Source organism: Brytella acorum (assembly GCF_029309905.1).
Taxonomy (GTDB): Bacteria; Pseudomonadota; Alphaproteobacteria; order Acetobacterales; family Acetobacteraceae; genus Brytella; species Brytella acorum.
The window spans coordinates 660,916-683,494 of record NZ_JARBJP010000001.1 but is presented as its reverse complement, the minus strand read 5'-3'; the positions used below and the strand labels follow the sequence as shown (position 1 = coordinate 683,494).

At 61.9% G+C, this 22,579-nt stretch carries 22 protein-coding genes; 8 read left to right on the top strand and 14 right to left on the bottom strand.

Annotated elements, in window-relative coordinates; genetic code table 11:
- Positions 1 to 11: 11 nt before the first annotated feature.
- The 7 genes from PWM43_RS03030 to PWM43_RS03000 all read right to left on the bottom strand — a co-directional run bounded on the left by PWM43_RS03030 (position 12) and on the right by PWM43_RS03000 (position 8,687).
- Positions 12 to 1,364: a pyruvate dehydrogenase complex E1 component subunit beta gene (locus PWM43_RS03030; protein WP_289841075.1), complete on the bottom strand. Its 1,353-nt coding sequence runs from the start codon at positions 1,362 to 1,364 to the stop codon at positions 12 to 14.
- A 4-nt stretch (positions 1,365 to 1,368) separates the two neighbouring features.
- A complete protein-coding gene (pdhA, locus tag PWM43_RS03025) occupies positions 1,369 to 2,388 on the bottom strand; it encodes a pyruvate dehydrogenase (acetyl-transferring) E1 component subunit alpha (RefSeq protein ID WP_289841074.1) in 1,020 nt (339 codons plus the stop codon).
- 210 nt (positions 2,389 to 2,598) lie between these two features.
- A complete protein-coding gene (gene trpC, locus PWM43_RS03020; RefSeq protein WP_394356014.1) occupies positions 2,599 to 3,486 on the bottom strand; it encodes an indole-3-glycerol phosphate synthase TrpC in 888 nt (295 codons plus the stop codon).
- A 52-nt stretch (positions 3,487 to 3,538) separates the two neighbouring features.
- Complete coding sequence (trpD, locus tag PWM43_RS03015) at positions 3,539 to 4,585, bottom strand: anthranilate phosphoribosyltransferase (RefSeq protein WP_289841073.1); 1,047 nt, start codon at positions 4,583 to 4,585, stop codon at positions 3,539 to 3,541.
- 20 nt (positions 4,586 to 4,605) lie between these two features.
- Positions 4,606 to 5,202: an anthranilate synthase component II gene (locus tag PWM43_RS03010; protein ID WP_289841072.1), complete on the bottom strand. Its 597-nt coding sequence runs from the start codon at positions 5,200 to 5,202 to the stop codon at positions 4,606 to 4,608.
- 75 nt (positions 5,203 to 5,277) lie between these two features.
- A complete protein-coding gene (gene trpE / locus PWM43_RS03005) occupies positions 5,278 to 6,768 on the bottom strand; it encodes an anthranilate synthase component I (RefSeq protein WP_289841071.1) in 1,491 nt (496 codons plus the stop codon).
- On the bottom strand, positions 6,765 to 8,687 hold the full coding sequence (locus PWM43_RS03000) for a peptidyl-prolyl cis-trans isomerase (RefSeq protein ID WP_289841070.1): 1,923 nt from the start codon (positions 8,685 to 8,687) through the stop codon (positions 6,765 to 6,767). The genes trpE and PWM43_RS03000 overlap by 4 nt, the downstream gene beginning before the upstream one ends.
- A gap of 247 nt (positions 8,688 to 8,934) precedes the next feature.
- Here PWM43_RS03000 and tpiA point away from each other — a divergent pair, with 247 nt between their 5' ends.
- The 5 genes from tpiA (at position 8,935) to PWM43_RS02975 (ending at position 14,016) form a co-directional block, all read left to right on the top strand.
- On the top strand, positions 8,935 to 9,711 hold the full coding sequence (tpiA, locus tag PWM43_RS02995) for a triose-phosphate isomerase (protein WP_289841069.1): 777 nt from the start codon (positions 8,935 to 8,937) through the stop codon (positions 9,709 to 9,711).
- 53 nt (positions 9,712 to 9,764) lie between these two features.
- Positions 9,765 to 10,088: a preprotein translocase subunit SecG gene (secG, locus tag PWM43_RS02990; RefSeq protein WP_289841068.1), complete on the top strand. Its 324-nt coding sequence runs from the start codon at positions 9,765 to 9,767 to the stop codon at positions 10,086 to 10,088.
- Between the two features lie 184 nt (positions 10,089 to 10,272).
- Positions 10,273 to 11,904 carry a CTP synthase gene (locus PWM43_RS02985; RefSeq protein WP_289841067.1) on the top strand — a complete coding sequence of 544 codons (1,632 nt, stop codon included), beginning with the start codon at positions 10,273 to 10,275 and terminating at the stop codon, positions 11,902 to 11,904.
- Positions 11,901 to 12,740, top strand: coding sequence for a 3-deoxy-8-phosphooctulonate synthase (kdsA, locus tag PWM43_RS02980; protein ID WP_289841066.1), 840 nt, complete (start codon positions 11,901 to 11,903; stop codon positions 12,738 to 12,740). Before PWM43_RS02985 ends, kdsA begins: the two co-directional genes overlap by 4 nt.
- 88 nt (positions 12,741 to 12,828) lie before the next feature.
- Complete coding sequence (locus tag PWM43_RS02975) at positions 12,829 to 14,016, top strand: low temperature requirement protein A (protein ID WP_289841065.1); 1,188 nt, start codon at positions 12,829 to 12,831, stop codon at positions 14,014 to 14,016.
- A 54-nt stretch (positions 14,017 to 14,070) separates the two neighbouring features.
- On the opposite strand, the gene PWM43_RS02970 is transcribed toward PWM43_RS02975, so the two are convergent.
- A complete protein-coding gene (locus tag PWM43_RS02970; protein ID WP_289841064.1) occupies positions 14,071 to 14,559 on the bottom strand; it encodes a DUF3429 domain-containing protein in 489 nt (162 codons plus the stop codon).
- A 137-nt stretch (positions 14,560 to 14,696) separates the two neighbouring features.
- On the opposite strand from PWM43_RS02970, the gene eno reads away from it, so the two are divergent.
- Entirely contained in the window at positions 14,697 to 15,977 is a 1,281-nt protein-coding gene (eno, locus tag PWM43_RS02965) for a phosphopyruvate hydratase (protein WP_289841063.1), read from the top strand.
- Between the two features lie 35 nt (positions 15,978 to 16,012).
- Here the strand turns inward: eno and PWM43_RS02960 are convergent, their stop codons facing one another.
- The gene (locus tag PWM43_RS02960; RefSeq protein ID WP_289841062.1) at positions 16,013 to 16,195 is read right to left on the bottom strand and encodes a hypothetical protein; all 183 of its coding nucleotides are present in this window, start codon (positions 16,193 to 16,195) and stop codon (positions 16,013 to 16,015) included.
- Between the two features lie 35 nt (positions 16,196 to 16,230).
- Positions 16,231 to 17,079: a dimethylarginine dimethylaminohydrolase family protein gene (locus PWM43_RS02955; RefSeq protein ID WP_289841061.1), complete on the bottom strand. Its 849-nt coding sequence runs from the start codon at positions 17,077 to 17,079 to the stop codon at positions 16,231 to 16,233.
- 229 nt (positions 17,080 to 17,308) lie between these two features.
- Here PWM43_RS02955 and PWM43_RS02950 point away from each other — a divergent pair, with 229 nt between their 5' ends.
- Entirely contained in the window at positions 17,309 to 17,638 is a 330-nt protein-coding gene (locus PWM43_RS02950) for an FtsB family cell division protein (protein ID WP_289841060.1), read from the top strand.
- 103 nt (positions 17,639 to 17,741) lie between these two features.
- On the opposite strand, the gene rpmG is transcribed toward PWM43_RS02950, so the two are convergent.
- Positions 17,742 to 17,909 carry a 50S ribosomal protein L33 gene (gene rpmG, locus PWM43_RS02945; RefSeq protein ID WP_289841059.1) on the bottom strand — a complete coding sequence of 56 codons (168 nt, stop codon included), beginning with the start codon at positions 17,907 to 17,909 and terminating at the stop codon, positions 17,742 to 17,744.
- 236 nt (positions 17,910 to 18,145) lie between these two features.
- On the opposite strand from rpmG, the gene lexA reads away from it, so the two are divergent.
- Positions 18,146 to 18,838, top strand: coding sequence for a transcriptional repressor LexA (gene lexA, locus PWM43_RS02940; RefSeq protein ID WP_289841058.1), 693 nt, complete (start codon positions 18,146 to 18,148; stop codon positions 18,836 to 18,838).
- A gap of 182 nt (positions 18,839 to 19,020) precedes the next feature.
- Here the strand turns inward: lexA and PWM43_RS02935 are convergent, their stop codons facing one another.
- The 3 genes from PWM43_RS02935 to uvrC all read right to left on the bottom strand — a co-directional run bounded on the left by PWM43_RS02935 (position 19,021) and on the right by uvrC (position 22,326).
- Complete coding sequence (locus PWM43_RS02935) at positions 19,021 to 19,614, bottom strand: hypothetical protein (protein WP_289841057.1); 594 nt, start codon at positions 19,612 to 19,614, stop codon at positions 19,021 to 19,023.
- Positions 19,615 to 19,709: 95 nt separating this feature from the next.
- Entirely contained in the window at positions 19,710 to 20,315 is a 606-nt protein-coding gene (pgsA, locus tag PWM43_RS02930; protein WP_289841056.1) for a CDP-diacylglycerol--glycerol-3-phosphate 3-phosphatidyltransferase, read from the bottom strand.
- 91 nt (positions 20,316 to 20,406) lie between these two features.
- Positions 20,407 to 22,326: an excinuclease ABC subunit UvrC gene (gene uvrC / locus PWM43_RS02925; protein WP_289841055.1), complete on the bottom strand. Its 1,920-nt coding sequence runs from the start codon at positions 22,324 to 22,326 to the stop codon at positions 20,407 to 20,409.
- Positions 22,327 to 22,579: the final 253 nt, after the last annotated feature.

The window sequence follows — 22,579 nt, the reverse complement described above, 5'->3', positions numbered from 1 at the left end:
CTCTGCGAACCTCAGAAGAGCTTGCGGACCGCATCCACCACCCAGTCGGGTTTCGGAAGGGCCTGTTTTTCAAGATTGGCGGCATAAGGCAGCGGGACATCGAGCCCGCAGACGCGCGCCGGCGGAGCATCAAGATCATCGAAAGCCTGTTCGCAGACCATCGCGCAGATCTCCGCGCCAATGCCCGCGACCGGCCAGCCTTCCTCGACGGAAACCACCCGGTTCGTCTTGCGAACGCTGCCGATGATCGTCTCGGTATCGAGCGGGCGGATGGAACGCAGATTGATGACCTCGGCTTCGATCCCCTCGACCGCGAGCATGTCCGCGGCCTCGAGCGCCACACCCACCATGATCGAAAAAGCCACCAGCGTGACGTGCGTGCCCGCGCGCTCGATCTTCGCCCTGCCGATCGGAAGGATGAAATCGTCGTCCACAGGACACGGGAATTTCTGCCCGTAGAGGATTTCGTTCTCAAGGAACACGACGGGATTCGGATCGCGGATCGCCGCGCGCAGGAGCCCCTTCGCATCCGCCGCCGACCAGGGGGCCAGCACCTTCAGTCCCGGCACATGGGCATACCAGCTCGCATAACACTGGGAGTGCTGCGCGCCGACACGCGCCGCCGCGCCGTTGGGGCCGCGAAACACGATCGAACAGCCAAGCTGGCCGCCGGACATATAGAGCGTCTTGGCCGCCGAATTGACGATATGGTCGATCGCCTGCATCGCGAAATTCATGGTCATGAACTCGACGATCGGCTTCAGCCCCGTCATCGCCGCGCCGACGGCCATGCCCGTGAAGCCGTGTTCCGTAATCGGCGTGTCGATCACGCGGCGCGCGCTGAACTCCTCGAGCATGCCCTGGCTGACCTTGTAGGCGCCCTGATACTGCGCGACTTCTTCACCGAGCAGGAACACATCGTCGTCCTGCCGCATTTCCAGCACCATCGCCGAGCGCAGCGCCTCACGGACCGTGATCTCGGCCGTCTCGCCCCATTCGGGCTCCGGCGCGACTTCAGCGCCCTTGGGAGCGCCTGGCTTCGGAGCATCCACTTGCGGCGATGGCGTTGTGGCCTCGTCGGGCGCAACCGCTTTGGCTGCTGGCGCTACGCTCACCTCCTCGCCTTCCTCGACGAGGATCGCAATCGGCGTATTGACGGCCACGCCTTCCGTGCCTTCCTCGATCAGGAGGCGTCCCAGAATACCGGCTTCGACGGCTTCCACCTCCATCGTCGCCTTGTCGGTTTCGATCTCGGCGATCACGTCACCCGGAGACACGTGATCTCCCTGCTTGCGGGTCCAGCGCGCCAGCGTGCCTTCCGTCATGGTCGGCGAAAGCGCGGGCATCAGAATTTCAGTCGCCATGAGATCAGCCCTCCACCAGCACGTCGGTCCAAAGCTCCGAGAGGTCGGGTTCGGGACTGGCCTGCGCGAATTCCGCGGCATCGGCGACGACCGCCTTTACGTCCTTCTCGATATCCTTGAACTCGTCTTCGCTCACGCCACCTTTTTCAAGGACACGACGGATCGCATCGATCGGATCATGATTTTTGCGGATTTCATCCACTTCGGCGCGATCCCGATACTTCGCCGGATCGGACATCGAATGCCCGCGATAACGATAGGTTTCCATTTCCAGCAGGAACGGCCCCTTGCCCGCACGACAATGCGCGACGGCCCGCTGCGCCGCTTCGTGGACGGCGAACAGATCCATCCCGTTCACCTTGAGACACGGAATGCCCCATGGCTCGCCAATCTTCGAGAGATCTTTCACGGCTGAGGCACGATCCAGGCTCGTGCCCATGCCATAGCGATTGTTCTCGATGACATAGATGCAGGGCAGCTTGTGCAGAGCGGCAAAGTTGTAGCTCTCGTAGACCTGCCCCTGCTGGGCGGAACCCTCGCCGTAAAATGCCAGAGCCACCTCATCCGTGCCGCGATACTGGTTCGCGAAGGCCAGGCCCGTGCCGATCGAAACCTGGGCTCCCACGATACCGTGGCCGCCATAGAAGTTCTTCTCACGCGAAAACATATGCATCGAACCGCCCTTGCCGTGGGAATACCCGTCCCGGCGCCCGAGCAGCTCGGACATGACGCCGCGCGGCGTCATGTCCATCATTAGCATATGGGCATGGTCGCGGTAGGACGTGACGAGTTTGTCTCCTTCCTTCAGCGACAGGGCGAGGCCGACCATGACCGCTTCCTGACCGATATAGAGATGACAGAAACCGCCGATCAGACCCATGCCGTAAAGTTGTCCGGCCTTTTCCTCGAACCTGCGCAGCAGCAGCATGTCCCGATAGGCCTTGCGCACCACATCCATCGGCAGGGCCGGACCGTTGTGATCGGGAGGGACGGCGGAAGCCTCTCCAGTGTTCTCTGCTGACATGGTTAGCCTTTCAGGATCAGAATGCATGAAAGAACGCGCGACGGCCTGTCATGTTGGCGCGCACGTTGCCACTTTTATGTTCGATCGTTTGTCGCATCCGTGTGAATTTTTCACCGATCGACGCCCGGCTGTCCATAAGCCCTGGGCTGACAACCAGTTGAAGGCCCACGTCGACACACCCACCAGTCGGTCGGGGATCTAACGAAAATGTCAGAAAAAGCCGAGCAGCCTTCGGGCCGCCAGGCCGGGATCGGCCTCACGCAGCAGGCTTTCGCCCACCAGCACACCACTCGCTCCGACCTCACCGACACGATGAACGTCGTCCTGCGTGCGGATACCGCTCTCGGACACAACTATGCGATCAGGCGGCACGAGCGGGGCCAGATCGAGCGTCGTCTGGATATCCGTCTTCAACGTCCGGAGATTGCGGTTGTTGATGCCGATCAGCAGGACATCGAGTCCAAGCGCACGGTTCAGTTCAGCCTCGTCATGGATCTCGCACAGCACGTCCATGTCGAGACCGCGCGCGAGCGCCACCAGTTCAGCCGCCTGAACATCGGTCAGCGCGGCCATGATCAGCAGAATCGCGTCCGCGCCGATGAGGCGGCTTTCATGAACCTGCCAGGGATCGAGAATGAAATCCTTGCGCAGGATCGGCAGCGAACAGCTTTCACGCACAGCCGTCAGATCGTCGGGACTGCCATGAAAGCACGACCCTTCGGTCAGAACGGAAAGGCAGATCGCCCCCGCGGCTTCATAGGCACGCGCAATTCCCACGGGGTCATAATCAGCCCTCAGCACGCCCGCGGATGGCGAGGCCTTCTTGATCTCGGCGATGAGCCCTACCTGCCGGTCGGCCGTCATCTGTTTGAGAGCCTCGCCGAAACCCCGCGTCGGAGTCTTCACCTCCCGCGCACGCGCTGTAATCTCCTTCAGCGTCATGATCTGGGAGCGCTGTTCGATATCAACGCGCGTCCGGGCGCAGATGCGCGCCAGCACGTCCGGCATATCCACAGGCGATCCGCCTTCGCCAAGATGAGTCACTGGTATGTCATCGCCCAGAGCCGTGACTTCGGAGTGAGATGGAATTTCGTTCATCGTCTTCCTGATCGCTGCTTCATGTGTTCAAAATCGTGGGAACCGGAAGACATCACGACGACGCCTTCCGAAAGGCTTCAAGCGCCGCGCCGCTATCAAGCGCGCGCGCTGCAAACGCCGCGTTTTCAGTCAGGCGAGCCGTCGAAATCCGCTCACCTTCAAGAATGGAGAACCGCCCCGCGACGTGCAGCGCGACGGCCGCGTTTAAAAGGACGGTGTCGCGATAGGCACCGGGAGCCCCATCCAGAAGAGCGCGCAAGGCGTCGGCATTGTAAGCCGGATCGCCGCCCGCGATCGCGCCGATCGCGCACTCCTTCAACCCGGCCATGGCAGGCTCGATCACGTAGCGCCGCAGGGTCTCGCCCTCCCATGCGCTGATCTGGCTCGGACCGGCAAGTGTCAACTCGTCGGCGCCACCCTGATCGGTCGTGCCGTGCACCGCCCACACGCATACCGAGCCAAGATTTCCCAAAGTGCGCGCGACCGTATCGAGCCATCTTGCGTCGAACACGCCGATGACCTGGCGCTTCACCCGCGCAGGATTGCACAAAGGTCCGACGAGATTGAACAGGGTCCGGAAACCGAGAGCGCGACGCACCTCGGCGGCATGCCGCATGGCGGGATGATGAGCCGGAGCCACCAGAAAAGCCAGCCCGTCTTCCGCCAGACGGCGCCCCTGACGCGCGGGGTCCATCTCCGGCTCGATGCCGAGAACCTGCAACACATCCGTCGCGCCGGACTGTGAAGACAGGGCACGGTTTCCATGTTTGGCAACCGGGATACCCATTCCCGCCAGGACGAACGCTGTCGCCGTGGAGATATTGAGCGTTCCGAGGCCATCCCCGCCAGTCCCGCACACGTCGATCGCATCTTCCGGCGCATCCTCGACCGCGAGCATGTAACGCCGCGCGGCACGAACGGCGCCGAGAAGCTCCCCCTCGGTTTCGCCACGCATATGCAGAGCCGTCAGGACAGCCGCCAGCTGCACCGGCGGAACAGATCCCGCCATCACGCTGAAAAAAAAGCGTTCCGCCTCGACCTCGTCGAGTGTCTGTCCTGAAATCACATGCCGCAGGAGAGACCGGATGTCTTCACTCACCGGGCTTTGAATGCCCACGCTCAGGCCGCCAGTTTCGTGGCATGAAAGGCGCGGGCGATCTCAAGGAAATTGGCGAGAAGCTTCCGCCCTTCCACCGAGGCGATGCTCTCCGGATGAAATTGCACGCCATGCGTCGGATGATGGCGATGCCGCACGCCCTGAATCACGCCATCGGCGCTGCGCGCGTTCACGATCAGGGCGTCGGGAATCGTCTCCGGCGCCAGGGTCAGGCTGTGATAGCGCGTCGCCTCCATCGGATCGTCCAGATCGCGGAACACGCCGGTGCCATCGTGCAGCATGCGGTCCACCTTGCCGTGCATGGGCATGGGCGCGCGCACGACCTTCGCGCCGAACACCTGTCCGATCGCCTGATGCCCGAGACAGACGCCCAGCAGCGGAATATGGGGAGCAGCCCGGGCAATCAGATCGCAACAGATCCCGGCCTCATTGGGCGAACAGGGGCCGGGAGAAATGACGATCGCTTCCGGTTCGAGCGCCAGCGCCGCCTCGACGCCGAGCGCGTCGTTGCGGCGCACGTCACACTCCGCGCCCAGCGTTCCGAAATGATGAACGAGGTTGAACGTGAAGCTGTCGTAATTGTCGATCAGCAAAATCATGGCGGTAGGATGGCGTCGGAAACGGCGCAGGTCAAATGCCGTTACAAACGCACAACCCATCCATGGGGTTGCGCATCACCGTCCCGCCCTCGAACGCGCCTGCTCGACCGCCAGTTCAGCAGCGCGAAAGAGGGCGCGGGCCTTCTGCCTGGTCTCGGCTTCTTCGGCCTCCGGGACGCTCTCGGCAACGACCCCGCACCCGGCCTGGACATACATGCGCCCCTGGCGCAGCACAGCCATCCGCAGACCGATGCAGGTGTCCATTTCCCCGTCGGCCGCGAAATAGCCGATGCACCCCGCATAGGGACCGCGCCGCGTCGGCTCCAGCTCGTCGATGATTTCCATGGCGCGGATCTTGGGAGCGCCGCTCAGCGTGCCGGCGGGAAAAGCCGCCTTGAGCGCGTCGACCGCGTCGCAGTCGGGACGCAAGCGTCCGACAACCGTCGAGGAAATGTGCATGACGTGCGAATAGCGCTCGATCACAAACCGGTCGGGCACCTCGACGGACCCGAGAACCGCCACGCGTCCCACGTCGTTCCGTCCCAGATCGATGAGCATCAGATGCTCGGAGCGCTCCTTCTCGTCAGCAAGCAGTTCCGCTTCCAGACGCAGATCCTCGGCTTCGGTCGCACCTCGCGGACGCGTTCCCGCGAGAGGCCGGACCGTGACGACACCCTCGCGCAGGCGCACGAGAATTTCCGGGGACGAGCCAACCAGCGAGAACCCGTCCATCTCGATCAGAAAAAGAAACGGCGCCGGGTTCACCCGTCGAAGCGCACGGTAAAGCGCCAGAGCCGGGAGCGGGAAAGCCGCGTCGAATCGCTGGCTCGGCACGATCTGGAAAGCGTCGCCCGCGGCGATGTAATCCTGCGCACGCCGCACCGCCTCTTCGAAAACCGCGCGCGACATGTTTGAACGCGGCTCTTCGAGCACGTAATCGGCCGGAAGATCCTGCGTCTCCACGACAGGCGCTGAAACCAGCGCCTCGCGCGCCTTGTGGATCAGCGCATGAGCCGCTGCCCGCGCCGCCTCCCCCGCGTCCCCGCGCAGCGGAACCGCGAGGAACAGTTCATCCCGCACCGAATCGAAGACCGCAAACAGTCCAGGGCGGATCAGCACGCCCTCGGGCAAACCCGCGTCATCATCGGGCGCATGCGGCAGATGCTCCATCTGACGCACCATGTCGTAGCCCAGATAACCGAACAGACCGGCGATCATCGGAGGAATACCGGCTGGAAGCACCATCCGGCTGTCCTGGTGCAAACAGCGCAATGAGGCGAGCGGCGCGTCCTCGATCACATCGAATCGGGATTCCGGCCGTCCCGGCGCACGATCCATGGAAACGACACCGTCGCGGCACTCCCAGACCAGATCGGGAAGCATGGCGATGACCGAGTATCGTCCGCGCGCGGCACCGCCCTCGACGCTTTCCAGCAACAGCCGATACGGGCGCGTGCCGTCCGGACGCGTGGCCAGCGCCGAAAGGCGCATGAACGCGCCAACGGGCGTCAGAAGATCAGCGGCTTCGATCGCATAGACAAGGTGTTCGGTGTCAATGACGCTCATGGCGCTCCGCCGCCCGTGGAATCGATGACCTGCTGGAGCAGCGCCATGTTCGGAACCGGTTTGGCGCGCTGCTCAAGCCCACGCACGAAGGTCGCGGCCACATCGTCACGCATCGTCGCTGTCAGTTGCGGCTCCATCCGCTGTCGCAGGTCGCTCACGACCTTTTCGTCCGCGGCGCGCTCGCCGGTCAGCGTCGCGACATAATAGTCGTCACCGACATTCAGCATGAAGGATTCGCCGATCTTCGCACCGAAAGCCTGCGTCGCGACCCCGTCCGGCAACGCCGCGGGACGCACCCGCGAAAACGTCATGCCCGACTGAAGCCGCACGGCATCCGGCGTGCCGACGACGGCTTTCGCCACGCCGCCGCCGCTCTTGGCTTTCGTCAGAAGGCCCGTTGCCTGCACATCGGCGGCGTGGCGCTTCTGCTCGGCGGTCCAGGCGTCCGCGACGCGCGCCTTGACCACGTCGAATGGCTGAACCTTGCCAGGCTCGATCGTGTCCACGAGCACGGCGAAAGCGCCGTCCTTCGGTCCCTTGACGACCGACGGCTTGTCCTTGACGGATTGCGAGAACACGCGCGCGATGATGGCCTGACGCAGAACAGGATCGCCGGGAATGGGCGCGGGCACACCGTCATGCGTCATGCCCTGCGCGTCCAGCGTTCCCGCCGCAGGCGCGGCACCGAGATCGGCGGGAATATGTTCGAGATCCGAACTGCCCGCGATCACATCCTGGAACCGCGCCATGCGAGCGGCGACGAGCGCTGGCGCCTGCTGGTGGGCGACCTCGCGCCGCAGATCCTCGCGGGCCGCCTCGAAAGGCGTATCGTGCGGCGCCTTGATATCGAGCACCCGGAACAGAACCCATCCCGTTTCGGTCTTGAGCGGCCCCTCGATCGTGCCGGACTGGGCGGAGAACGCCGCCTTCGCCAGTTCGGGGTTGGGAACGTCACTCTGCCGTGTCTCGGGCAGGGAGACGGCGGCGGCGTCGGTATATTTCGCCTGCATGGCGTCCCAGCTTTGCCCGCTCTTCCAGAATGCCGCCGCTTCGTTGGCTTTGGCTTCGTCCTGGAATGTCAGAACCTGAAGGCTGCGGGTTTCGGGAACGTGAAAGCGGCCCGACTGGAAATCGTAATACCGTCTGAGCTGCTCATCGGGCACCTCCAGCGCATGTTCGACCGTGTCAGCCGACAGGACGACGATCTTCGCATGACGATATTCCGTCGTGCGGAAGGTCTCCTGATGATTGTCGTAGTAACGATGCAGCTGCGCGTCGGTGGGCGCCGTCGGCGCGGGCATCGCGCCCGCATTGATCCGCACGACGTCCAGAACGCGTTCGCGAGCGTTGAAATCGATGAGCCGCTGGGTGATCGAGGGCGGCACTTTCATCGTGTCACCCAGCCCCGCCATGACTCCCTGCGCGACGATATCCGAGCGCGCCATATCGAGCACGCGCGCCTCGGTCAGACGCCGCTGGGCCAGAAGCTGGTTGAACTTCGCACGGTCGAACTGACCGTTCTTGTCGTGGAAAGCCGGGATCGCAAAAATCGAATCCCGCACAAGCCCGTCCGGTGCCACCATGCCGTTGCGCTCGGCGAAAAGGAGCACTTCTTCCTGCGTGACCAGATGCTGGAGCGCTTCATGGGCGATTTCCACGCGTTCAGCCTGCGGCACCTGGCTCGGATCATTCAGGCCCATCTGCTGCGCGGCGCGCGGCAGCGTCTGGTTGATGCTTTCCGACAGGGCCTGCGCCGTAATACGATGCGTCCCGATCCGCACCACCGCATCCGCGTTGCTCGCTCCAATGCTGGTGAAGATATCTCCCACGCCCCAGGCGATGAACGCCGCGAAAATCAGGAAGGCGAGGACGCGGCCGATCCAGGAATCGACAAGCACGTGGCGCAGGGTGGAAATCATGCGGTTATGGGTCCGGCAGCAGGGCGATCAGAAACGATGTCATGCGTCTCGTGGACGCATGAACAAGCGGCGCACCATAGATTCAGCGAAACGGATTGGCCAGAACCCAACATATCCGCCCCACGACTTCCTTGTACACGACTTGAACCGAAGGGCCGGACCGTGGCACCCACACTGGGCTGAAGAGACGCGGCGCGGCAGGTTTCACCGCTGAACGCCATCGCCGTACGCTATATGAGGACACAGGATGAACGCGCATTCCTCCGAAACCGGTCGCCGACTGCTGATCGCGGGCAACTGGAAGATGAACGGCCTCCGCGCCTCGTCGCAGGCCCTGGCCCGTGCGATCGTCGAGGGGGCCAAAGCCCTGCCCGCCTCGGTGGAACTGGCTGTCTTTCCACCCTTCACGTTGACGGCGGAGATCGGGGCTCTCCTGACCGACAGCCCCGTTCGCCTTGGCGCGCAGGATTGCCGTTCGGAAAAATCCGGTGCCTTCACCGGCGATATCGCCGCCCCCATGCTCGCCGATCTGGGCGTCACGCACGTCATCCTGGGCCATTCTGAACGCCGTCGCTATCACGATGAAACGGATCAGATCATCAGCGCCAAGGCCGAGGCGGCTCTCGAGGCCGGTCTCGTGCCCGTGCTCTGCATCGGCGAGACGGCCGAAGAGCGCGATAGCGGCCGCGCCTACGAAACCCTGAGCAACCAGATCGCGCGGGGCGTTCCGGCGGGCTTTCGCGGCGTCATCGCCTACGAGCCCGTCTGGGCCATCGGAACGGGCCGCACGGCCTCGTCCGACGACATCGCGCAGACCACAGCCCACATCCGCGACTCCCTCGCCGCGCACCTCCAGACAGGTGACAATCTCCCGCCAATCCTCTATGGCGGCTCCGTGACGGCCCGCGACGCCGCGTCGATCCTCGCGATCGAGACGGTCGGCGGCGTCCTCGTCGGCGGTGCCAGCCTCAAGGCGGACTCCTTCCTTGCCATCGCGCAAGGGGCGGTCGAAGCCCTTTCCTGACATTGACGATCCGTCGCGCTCGATCCGTGCCGTTATTTCGCTGAAAGCCTGCCATGACGACCTTCCTTCTGGTTCTCAACCTCTTCGTGACCGTCGCCCTGATCGCCACCGTGCTGATCCAGCGCAGCGAGGGCGGCGGATTGGGAATCGGCTCCAGCCAGGGCATGGGATCGTTCATGACAGGTCGGGGCACCGCGACTCTGCTGACCCGCGCCACGTCGATTCTCGCGGCGATCTTCATGGTGCTCTGCCTCATGCTGGCCGTCCTCAATCGCGGCGCATCCTCGGGGGTCGGCGGCAAGGACATCCTGGCTCAGCCCGCCACATCGACGACCACCACGACTCCGGCGCCAACACCGGCACCTGCGGGCAAATAAGCCCGCGCCACGGACTTTCCCACCAGTCAGCCGCGCCGGTTTCCGGCGCGGTTTTTTATTGGCGAAAACGAAAGACCCGAACCCGAACCCGAATCCGATCTGGTCTGGTCTGGTCTCGCAGAATGACCTGAAGCGTTCGATAGCGCTTCCCCTCGGCCCCTTATCCTGTGTAGAAGGGCCTCCCATGACGCGGTTCGTATTCATCACCGGCGGTGTGGTCTCCTCCCTTGGCAAAGGCATCGCTTCGGCGGCGCTGGCAGCTCTCCTCCAGGCACGCGGCTATTCCGTCCGCATGCGCAAACTGGACCCCTATCTCAACGTCGATCCGGGCACGATGAGCCCGTATCAGCACGGCGAGGTCTTCGTCACCGATGACGGTGCCGAGACCGATCTCGACCTCGGGCATTACGAGCGCTTCACCGGCGTTCATGCCCGCAAGGCCGACAACGCCACGACAGGACGGATCTATTCGGACGTCATCGCGCGCGAGCGTCGCGGCGACTATCTGGGCGCGACCGTCCAGGTCATTCCGCACATCACCGACGCCATCAAGGACGCGGTCGTCGCCGGAACGGACGGCTACGATTTCGTTCTCGTCGAGATCGGCGGCACGGTGGGCGACATCGAGAGCCTCCCATTCCTCGAATCCATCCGCCAGCTCCGCAACGATCTTGGCCATGACAAGACGATGTGCGTGCATCTCACGCTCCTGCCCTATATTCCGGCGGCGGGCGAGCTGAAGACCAAGCCGACACAGCATTCGGTGAAGGAGCTCCAGAACGTCGGCATCCAGCCGCAGATGCTCGTCTGCCGCTGTGATCGTCCGATCCCGGACAATGAGCGTCGTAAGATCGCCAGCTTCTGCAACGTGCGCCCCGAGGCCGTCATCGCGGCGCTGGACGTGGACACGATCTATGCCTGCCCGATTTCCTATCACAAGGAAGGCATGGACAAGGAAGTCCTGCGTTATTTCGGCCTCCCGACAGACGCGCAGCCGGATCTCACGCGATGGGCGAAGATCGTCGATGCGATCCGCAGCCCCGAAGGTGAGGTTCGTATCGCCGTCGTCGGCAAATACACCGCCCTGCTCGACAGCTATAAGTCCCTGATCGAAGCTCTTCTGCACGGGGGCATCGCCAATCGCGTGCGGGTAAAGCTCGACTGGGTCGAATCGGAAATTTTCGAAAAATCCAGGGACGCCATCCGCCAGCTCGACGACGTTCACGGCATTCTCGTGCCCGGCGGCTTCGGCGAGCGGGGTTCGGAAGGCAAGATCGCCGCCGTCCGCTTCGCCCGCGAACATAATATTCCGTTCTTCGGAATCTGTTTCGGCATGCAGATGGCCGTCATCGAATGTGCGCGCTCCCTCGCGAACCTTCCGAAGGCCTCCTCCACGGAATTCGGCCCGACCGACGAGCCGCTCGTGGGCCTGATGACGGAATGGGCACGCGGCAACGAACTTCTCCGTCGCCGTGAAAGCGGCGAACTGGGCGGCACGATGCGACTTGGTGCCTATGCCGCGAAGCTGACCCCCGGCTCACGCGTGGCGGCGATTTATGGCGAAACGGAAGTGCGCGAGCGCCACCGCCACCGCTACGAGGTGAACGTGCATTACCGTAACCGTCTTGAAGCGACCGGCCTGCGCTTCTCGGGCATGTCTCCCGACAATGTCCTGCCGGAAGTCATCGAATATCCCGATCATCCATGGTTCGTCGCCGTACAGTATCACCCTGAATATCTGTCCAAGCCGTTCGCGCCCCACCCTCTGTTCGCCAGCTTTATCGAAGCCGCTGTCGGAAAGGCCCGCCTCGTATGAACAGCGTGAACCCAAAAGCCGTTCGCGTCGGCGATCTGACGATCGGCAATGCCCTGCCGTTCACGCTGATCGCGGGGCCGTGCCAGATCGAATCGCGCGAACACGCCGTCGAGGTCGCCAGCGTCCTGACCGAGATCTGTCGCGATCTGGGCATCGGGCTGATCTATAAAAGCTCCTATGACAAGGCGAACCGCACGTCGCTCAATGCGCGGCGTGGCGTCGGCATGACGCGGGGCCTCGACATTCTCGCGGGCATTCGCGAGCGTTTCGGATGCCCGGTCCTGACCGATGTCCATGCCGCCGAACAGTGCGCCGTCGCGGCGGAATCCGTCGATATCCTCCAGATCCCGGCCTTTCTGTGCCGCCAGACGGATCTTCTTCTCGCCGCCGGCGAGACCGGACGGGCGATCAACGTCAAGAAAGGCCAGTTTCTCGCACCGTGGGACATGGCCAATGTCGCGGCCAAGATCGCCTCGACCGGCAATGAGCGCATCATGCTCTGCGAGCGCGGCACGAGCTTCGGCTACAACACGCTCGTCAACGACATGCGCGGCCTGCCGATCATGGCGCAGACGGGATATCCGGTCGTCTATGATGCAACCCATTCCGTCCAGCAGCCGGGCGGTCTCGGCGGTGCCTCGGGCGGTCAGCGCGAATTCGTCGCCCCCCTCGCCCGCGCCGCACTGGCCATCGGCGTCGCGGCCGTGTTCATCGAAACGCATGAGAATCCCGATCAGGCGCCAAGCGACGGCCCGACCATGGTGCCATTAGGCGAAATGCGCGCGCTGCTCGGCCGCCTCAAGGCGTTCGACAGGCTCGCCAAAGGCGAGTCCTGATCGACACGGCCCGGACCCGGCTTTCGCGTTTCATATCTCCAAGCCCTGAGCCAAAATAACAACGGTCATCGCCGGAGACGGAGCCATCATGTCTGATCGAGATTTCGCGCTCCATCCCCTGATGCGCCCCGGCGGCACACAGAACACGAAAGTCACGAACGAAGAGCTGTTTTTCGACCTGGTCTATGTGTTCCTCGTCACCCAGATCAGCCATGGCCTTCTGCATCACCTGACCTGGCTCGGCGCGGCACAGACATCGGTCCTCTGGTTCGCGGCTTGGCTGGGATGGCAATATACCGGATGGGTCACCAACTGGTTCAACCCGCGCGTACCGGCCCTGCGTGGCCTCCTGTTCGGCACCATGGCGCTCGCACTGCTTTGCGGGGCTGCCGTTCCTGAGGCTTTCGGCCCCCGTGGACTGGCTTTTGCCCTTGCTTACTGCGTCATGCAGACCGGACGTTCGGCCTTCATCGTCGCGAGTCTGCCTGCGGATCATCCTCTCGCGCCCAATTACCGTCGCATCCTCGGATGGAATATCATTGCCTCCATTTTCTGGATCGCCGGAGGGCTGACGACGCCCGCATGGCGCCTTCCGCTCTGGGCTGCGGGGGTCGCGTGCGAATACATTTCCCCCATGTTCGGGTTCCGCCTTCCCGGTCTCGGCCGCTCGCGCACATCCGACTGGACGATTTCGGGCCGTCATCTCGTGGAACGCTGCCAGCTTTTCGTCATTGTCGCACTTGGCGAAACGATCATGGCGTCGGGACTGTCTCTCGCGGAGAGCACGGAGTGGTCATCGAGCGAACTGGGCGGCTTCGCGGTTAGCTTCCTGTGCACGATCGCGATGTGGTGGCTCTATTTCGAGACGTCCAGCGAAGAAGCGGAACACGCAATCGCCGCTTCATCCGATCCCGGACGCATGGGAGCCTACATCCACTACCTTCACGTCGTTCTGATCGGCGGCATCATCGTGACCGCCGTCGCGATGGATATCCTGCTCGAAGACCCGATGATACCGGCGAGAGGGGCACCCACCCTGGTCCTGACTCTGGGCCCGGCCATCTATCTCCTTGGCAGCCTCGTCTATCGCTGGGTCGCAACCCGACGGCTGGCGAAAATCCAGCTTGGAGGGATCATTGTCCTGGCTCTGGTCGGCATCATGGGTCAGGACCTGGTCCTATGGAAACTGGCCTTTTGCGAAACGTTCGTCTTTCTGGCTGTCAGTTTCGTGTCGTCGAGAAAGCCGGTTGCGCTCCCCGCATCTCCCGGACACTGAGCGCGCCGGGTCGCGGCTTTTGCGATTCGCTCTCCCGGGACGACCCATTCCGGGTCAGATGCGGTAAGCTTCCAGCGGCACCATCAGGGCTGCGACGAGGCTGAGCACCGCACCGGCCGTCAGGACGACGCGCAGCAACCAGTAACCCGCGGGAAGGGCGCCCTGCCGATACGCCATCCGCTCGACGGCGAGGGTCCCCAGCAGCCCCAGAATCACCAGGACAAGCCCCTCCCACATATGCTGGGTCAGGCCAATATAGAGCGCAGCCCAGGCCCATAGCGCCGGAACGACGCCAAGCACGAGCCGTCTCCGGTCAAGCCGCCCCGTACCCGCGACCGTGACGAAAGCGGGCGCTTCGAGTGCCAGCCCCCAATGGACCGCGCCCAGAAACGACAGAATGACGGCGCCGTAACCCAGCATCGCAAGACCGAGATGCGGCACTGGCCCCATCGTGCCGAACAGCAGCAAAGCCGCCGCGAGTCCGAAAAACGGGATCAGTCCGCCGACGCCCAGAACAATCGCGAGCAGGGGCAATCTCTTCACAGTCACATTCCTTTGCCCTGATGGGCTTCCGATACCAGTTGACAGCAAGCCTGACCCGTCGCCTTCTTCGACCCGGCAAGCCGACGTCCACGTTCACGTCGCGTCCAATTGCGTTCAAGCTGTGGGAGAAAACAACCATGAGCGCCATCATCGATATCATAGCGCGCGAGATCCTCGACAGTCGCGGAAATCCGACCGTCGAAGTTGAAATCGAACTGGAATCCGGCGCCAGAGGCCGCGCTGCCGTTCCTTCAGGGGCCTCGACGGGCGCGCACGAAGCCGTAGAGCTGCGCGACGGCGATGCCTCCCGTTACGGCGGCAAGGGCGTCCTCAAAGCCGCCGCATTCGCGGAAGGCGAGATTCTCGACGCGCTTCAGGGCGCCGAAGCTTCCGACCAGATCGCCATCGACAACGCGATGATCGATCTCGACGGCACCCCGAACAAGGCACGACTGGGCGCGAATTCCATTCTCGCCGTATCGCTTGCCATTGCAAAGGCGAGCGCTGACGAACTCGGCATTCCTCTCTATCGCTACGTCGGCGGCGTCTTTGCCCATACGCTCCCGGTGCCGATGATGAACATCATCAACGGCGGAGAGCACGCCGACAACCCGATCGACATTCAGGAATTCATGATCCAGCCGGTCGGCGCGCCGACCGTCATGGATGCCGTGCGCATGGGTTCGGAGATCTTCGCCAAGCTGAAGAAGAATCTGTCCGCGGCGGGCCTCAACACCAATGTGGGCGACGAGGGTGGCTTTGCGCCCAACCTGAAATCGGCCGACGAAGCTCTGAGCTATATCGCCAAGTCCGTCGAGGCGGCGGGCTATCGTCTGGGTGAAGACGTGACCTTCGCTCTCGATTGCGCGGCAACCGAGTTCTACAAGGATGGCGTCTATGACCTGAAGGGCGAAGGCAGGAAGTTCGACGCCGCAGGCATGATCGACTATCTCGGCGACCTCGCCGGACGCTATCCGATCGTCTCGATCGAAGACGGCCTGGCCGAGGACGACTGGGCGGGCTGGGCGGAACTGACCCGCAAGCTGGGCAAGAAGATCCAGCTCGTCGGCGACGACCTCTTCGTGACGAACACCGAGCGCCTGCGTCGCGGCATCAAGGAAGGCTGCGCCAACGCGCTGCTCGTGAAGGTCAACCAGATCGGCACGCTGACCGAGACGCTCGAAGCCATGGAGACGGCACACCGCGCCGGCTATGCCTGCGTGATGAGCCATCGTTCCGGTGAGACCGAAGATTCGACGATCGCGGACCTCGCGGTCGCCACGAATTGCGGGCAGATCAAGACCGGGTCGCTGTCGCGTTCTGACCGCACGGCGAAATACAACCAGCTCATCCGCATCGAGAACGAACTGGCGACGGCCGCGCAGTATGCAGGTCGTTCGATCCTCAGAAACAGCTGAAGGTCAAAGGGACCGGTGGCATAGGCTCCCGGTCCCTAGCTATACAGCCCGACGAAATAAAAGCCGAAAAGCACGACCGCGGCAACGGCCAACGGCAGCCACACGGTCAGCCAGGCCCGCTTGTTGCGTGGCTGAACGCTTTCATCGGAAACGTCGTCCGAAATCGCGTCGGCCTCGCTATCGGCCAGAGCGTCGGCCATGTCATATTTCTCGTCCATCGTCTCTCCTGACTTTCAGTCTTTTTTCGACACGTTCAGCGCGTCACGTTGTCCAGTCGAAGCGTCATGCAATAGGCGCCTCCCCCCGAAAGAATGAATGGAGCCAGCGGCACTCCCGTCACCCGGTAGCCTCGGGCCTGAAGCTGCCGAAGCAGCGATTCGGGCGGCTCGGCCATGATGACGTCATCGCCGAAAGCGACCGCATTGACGCAGAACTGCCGCGCTTCCTCTTCCGAGGCGACCAACCTCTGATGGGCGGGCACGAGGGCCTCGATCCGGGATCGCCCGTGCTCTGTAAAGGCATCAGGAAAATACAGGACCTCGCCACGTGGCAGGACATGAAAACAGGTGTCCAGATGATAAAAACGGGGCGTGGCCAGGCGGAGCGAGACGATTTCGATATCGAATGCATCGCGAATGAAAGCAGCACTCCCCTCATCGGAGCGCTGACCGTACCCGACCCAGGCGAGCCTGCGTGTCGCATCCCAGAGGCAATCTCCCGCTCCCTCCTGCCGCATGGTGTCGGGGAGTTCGACAATCTCATCCAGAATGCCGCCCACGATGAACTGTCGAAATACATCCTGAAACCACGGTTCCTCGCCCTGACGTTCCGCACGGAGAAAACGTGACGGAATGACCCGCCGATCCAGAACGATTCCCGCATTGGCCGGAAAAACCATGTCTGGAAGACCGGGTTGACCTGCAACGATCGTCGTGCGGGCCCCGGCTTTTTCGAGAACCTCTACGAGAGTATCGAACCCCTCACGCGCCTGCCGCGCGAGGCGCTCGGAATCAGAAGCCCAGATTTCAGGATCCATCCACGGATTGATGACGTAGGAAACATCGTAATGCGCAGGATCGACGAGAAGAAAATGCGGCTTCATATGTTTCTCTTTCGAGGACAGATCCTGCAACACGCCGAAACTCCCGAATCACACTCGAGAGACAGGCTCGCAATCCTGATGCACTGTCCGCCTTTTTGGGGTCATAAATTTTTTGTTCATAACGACATGCGACCACTAGCCACGAATTAGAACTATGCTCATGCCCCGTCCGCATGCAAAAGTTAATTGTCTGTTCCGAACATACGACCTCATAGGAAACTGAATTACCGTGTCGTTTATCCGCCATGTCCGCAGGTTTGTACGCAGTGTAGCGCCGTCTGTGGTTTTCCTCGGCCTCACGGCTTATTTTGGCTGGAATGCCGTCCATGGAGATCATGGTATTCGCGCTTACCATGACCAACTTAAAATTCGTGATCAGGCGCTACAGGCGCAGCAGGACGCCAACGAAGAGCAAATTGTCTGGCGCCGTCGCGTCGCCAGCCTGAACGAACACGCGCTTGATGGCGACATGCTGGATGAACGGACACGGGCGATGCTGAACCTCGCACGCAGCGGCGATATCGTGATCCCCTACAAAGCGGACGAGAAACTTTATTAGGCCCCTGACGGGCCGGGCATGGCGATGGTTTCCGCCCAGTCAGACACAAAAAAGGCGGCCCACAGGCCGCCTTTTTTGTGTCCGTAACCAAACGAAAGGCTGATTACTTGATTTTCGCTTCCCGAAACGTGACGTGCTTGCGCACGACGGGATCGTATTTACGGACTTCCATCTTGCCCTGCGCTGAACGCGCATTCTTTTTCGTCACGTAAAAATAACCCGTTTCGGCCGTCGAAACGAGACGGATCTGGATAACATTGGTCTTGGCCATAAGAACCTCGAAGCTGCTGACGTCGCTGCGCGCGACGAGGACGGCAGCGTAAATGATGATCGGGGCGCAAAATGCTGATCCCTGCCCCGAAGGTCAAGTGTTTCCACGCCCTGCAGGTGACAATTCCTACTTTTCGGAGCGAAAAGCGACTTGCTCGGACCGAAACATGAACTTATGTAGAACAAAGCGGCTCTCAAGCGCCGCTTCGACTCGTCCTCGGCGCCGCAGGAGTCTTCATGCTGACCCGCAAACAGCATCAGCTGCTTCTCTACATCGACAGCCATCTCAAACGCACGGGCTTTTCGCCCTCTTTCGATGAGATGAAGAATGCGCTGGATCTGCGTTCGAAGTCCGGCATTCACAGACTCATTTCAGCCCTTGAAGAGCGTGGATTTCTTCGCCGGCACCACCATAGGGCCCGCGCCCTTGAAGTCCTGCGCCTTCCCAATGTGGGATCTGTCGGCGTGCCGGAAATCTCCAACGTCATTCATAATGATTTCAAGCCCTCAGCCGCACCTCCCGCTCACCAGATCCAAAGTGCCGCTATCGTCTCGCTGCCGCTTTACGGACGAATTGCTGCGGGTCTGCCGATCGAGGCTCTTCGCGACGTCTCGGCGCGAATCGACGTCCCTGCATCCATGCTGAGTAACGGCGAATATTACGCTCTTGAGGTCGCGGGAGATTCCATGATCGAAGCGGGTATTCTCGACGGCGACACGGCGATCATCCGCCGCGGTGACATCGCCGAAACAGGACAGATCATTGTCGCTCTCATCGACGGCGACGAAGTCACGCTCAAGCGTTTGAGGCGACGTGGCGATACGATCGCGCTCGAGCCCGCCAACTCGGCTTACGAAACGCGGATCGTTCCGGCAGACCAGGTCCGCATTCAGGGCACACTTGCGGGTCTTTACCGACGCTACGAGTAGCAATACAGGAGCGATGATCACGGGCGGCTGCATAGCCCGTTTCTTCCAGTATCACGTCCCGTTCGCGTTAAAAAAACCGATTGGTGAAGCCGGAACACAAACGCAAAATCCCCGCCGCCGCGAAAAGAATGCCCCTTCATTCAGCCCTCCCTGGCGAGAGGACGCGTCTCTATGAGCGCTTCCTAATGCGGCGAAGCCGTCCTGGACGCTCCCGCTGGATCTTTGCGAATGGACACATCGCCTTCAGGCGTAATGTAGGTGCTGGTCCCGTCGCCGTTTGGAATAATGATGGTCTCCCGCCCGCTTTCGGGTTCTCTGGTCTTGGGTGACACACCTTGAGCGCTATCAAGCGTCTCACGTGATTTCGGCGGTTCTGCAACGCGGACGCCCGTATGGACGTCCTGGACTTCACCCGCGCTCATGGAATCGCCTTCACTCATCTGGCGCCCTGCCTCACCCGCAGGAGTTTCGCCAGCCGTCAGACCGCCATAATAGGATGCCGGGTCACCCAGACCACCCATCATGTCAGCCTTGCCGCTCACGACGTCCTTGAGGGTCGGCAGAGGTGGTGGCGCATCGGGCCAGATATTGCCTGGTTCGGCGAGAATGGGGAGTGCCTGGGGATTGCGACCGCGCGCGCGCTCCAGATTCTCCGAGTCACCCTGTGGTGCATTGGGATTCGCCCCTGGAAGCGTCGCCGTCTCTCCGATGAATTTTCCGAAACCGGAACATCCGCTCAACAATAAAGGCAATGCCAGCAGAGCGGCCTTCCGCATCTCAAACTCCCACAAGACGGCTTTCTACTTCTTATCGGGATGCGCCGTATTACACCAGAGCGCCGTTTCATCTTCCCCGGCGCGCCATGAGCCCGTCACAGCGCGCTGTTGATCGTTTCCGTCGGAGGCACACGCCCAGTCATGCGGGCAAACCCGACAACAAGATACCCCCAGCCGCTCATGAGCGTCGGGACCACGGAAATCCACAACAGAACGGCACCGATCGTTCCCGCAGGCAACCAGGGCATGCCCAGCAGACGCGCCGTACTATCTCCAGCCAGCAGAAAACCGATGGCGACCATCTGAATCCCGGTCTTCCACTTGGCGAGCCGTGTCGATGGCAGAGTCGCACGCTGGGACGCCATATACTCACGCAGACCACTGACCAGAATTTCACGCAACATGATGATGATGGCGGCAAACAGAGACCCCTGAACCAGAAGCCCATACCCCGCCAACGCCAGCAGAAGAGCGCCGACAAGAAGCTTGTCGGCGATCGGATCCATCATGCGGCCGAGTTCGGAATTCTGCTTGCGCCGACGTGCCAGCATCCCGTCGAGATAATCCGTGACGCACGCGGCGATATAGAGAAGTGAGGCTGCCAGATCCGCCATTGGCAGACGAATCGCTACCAGCGCCACAAGGACAGGAATGGATCCAATCCGGAGCAATGTCAGGACGTTCGGCAAATCCGTCAGCATGGCCTCAACCTATCGCACAACCTGTATAACCCGATACCATGGTTTACCGCGAAAAGAAGGTGGCGCGACGAAACTCTGACAGACGTCGCTCTCAATTTTCCGCGTCTCGGACCCACTCCGGATGAAAGTGACCGTAAATCCCGCGTGCCGTTTCCTGATTGATTCCCGCGACCTCCGTCAATTCCTGAATGCCCGCATCCCGTACGCCGCGCGCCGAACCAAAATGGTTGAGAAGTGCGCGTTTACGAACCGCCCCGACACCGGGCACGTCATCGAGTTCGGAACGACGAAGCCCTTTGGAGCGGCTGTTGCGATGGGTGGTGATGGCGAAGCGGTGCGCTTCATCACGGAGCCGCTGGAGATAATACAGAACCGGATCGCGCGGCGGCAACTGGAACGGAGGTCCCTCCGCCGTATGGAACCATTCGCGCCCCGCATCGCGGTCCGGTCCCTTGGCTATGGCCACGAGCTTCACATCATGAACTCCTAGCTCTTCAAGAATCTCACGCACGGCATTGAATTGCCCAAGCCCGCCGTCGATCAACAGGACGTCCGGCCAGTCTTCCGGGCGTTCAGCGCCGTCTTCCCGCGCGGATTTGCCAAACCGGCGCTCCATGACCTCCCGCATCATGGCGAAATCATCGCCCGGGGTGATGGGGCCCTTGATGCCATATTTGCGGTAGGCGCGTTTGTTGAAACCTTCAGGCCCCCCCACGATCATCACGCCATAGGCGTTCTGCCCCATGATATGCGAATTGTCGTAGGTCTCGATGCGCTCAGGCGTGCGTGACAGGCCGAAAACGGAAGCAACGCCCTCCAGCAGCTTACGTTGGCCGGCATTTTCGGCCAGGCGCCGCTCCAACGCCTCACGCGCATTCAACGCCGCATGATCGACGACCTCTTTTTTCTCCCCTCGACGCGGCAGAACAATTTCGACCTTGCGCGCACGCCGCAGCGTCAGGGCCTCCTCGATCAACTCCTGCTCCGGAATCTCAGCGTTCACGAGGATCAGGGGTGGGGGCGGCTTGTCGTCGTAGAACTGTAAAAGGAAGGCAGCCAGAACCTCGGAGGGGCTTTCCCCCTCGACCTGAGCGGGGAAGAACGGCCGGTTGCCGTTGTTGCGACTGCCCCGGATGAAGAAAACCTGGATGCAGGTCTGCCCCGCCACCTGCCACACCGCCACGACATCGGCATCGTCGATCGACGCCGGATTGATTACCGTCGAGTCCTGCATGCTCGCGATGCCACGGATGCGATCACGGATCATGGCCGCCCGTTCGAACGCGAGAGCTTCGGACGCCGCTTCCATCTGCTCCGCCAGCTCGCGTTGCAACGCCTTGTTTTCTCCCGACAGAAAACGTTTCGCCTCTCCGACAAGCTGGGCGTAATCCTCCGGTGAAATGCGATCGGCGCAGGGGCCCGAACAGCGCCGGATCTGGAACAGCAGACACGGTCGCGCCCGGCTGCTGAAAACGGCATCGCTGCATGACCGCAGGAGAAAGCTGCGCTCGATCAGATTGATCGTCTGATTGACCGCCCACCCCGAAGCGAACGGCCCCCAGTAGGTCGCGCCCTTGACGGGTTTGCCGCGCTGCTTGGTGATCTGCGGAAACGGGTGATCTTCGGTCAGCATCAGCCACGGCAGCGACTTGTCGTCCCGCAGGAGGATGTTGTAGCGCGGCTTCATCCGCTTGATGTAATTCGCCTCAAGCAGGAGCGCTTCCGCCTCCGTACGCGTCGTGACGACCTCCATGGACGCCGTCAGGCTCACCATCAGGCGGATGCGCTCCGGCAACTGTTGCAGCCGCGTATAGGACGTTACCCGCTTCTTCAGGCTGCGCGCCTTGCCGACATACAGAACCTCCCCCTTCGCACCGAGCATCCGATAGACGCCTGGAGAAAGCGGAATGGTCTTCAGCGCATGCCGGATCGCCTCGACACCATGAGGAGGCGCCGACGAACGATCCGCCGCTTCCACGGTCGAACCTGCGTCGTTGATCGAATCGCTCATGCGTAAGAACGCGCTTCAGGAAACGGTGCCAGCCGGTTCATCCACCGATCGTGTGGATAACTCTGTGGGAGACCTCGTGACAGATCCATGACAGGCGCGCTTTTCCTTTACTTCCCTTGATTTGCCCAAAAAAGAGGCATAAATCGTTAAGTCATTGAAAAATATAATAAACAAGAGGGCAATTGAGGCAAATTTACATGGCGACGACGCAAAACGTTGGAATCAAACGAAGTCAATGCCGTGCATCGGGGGA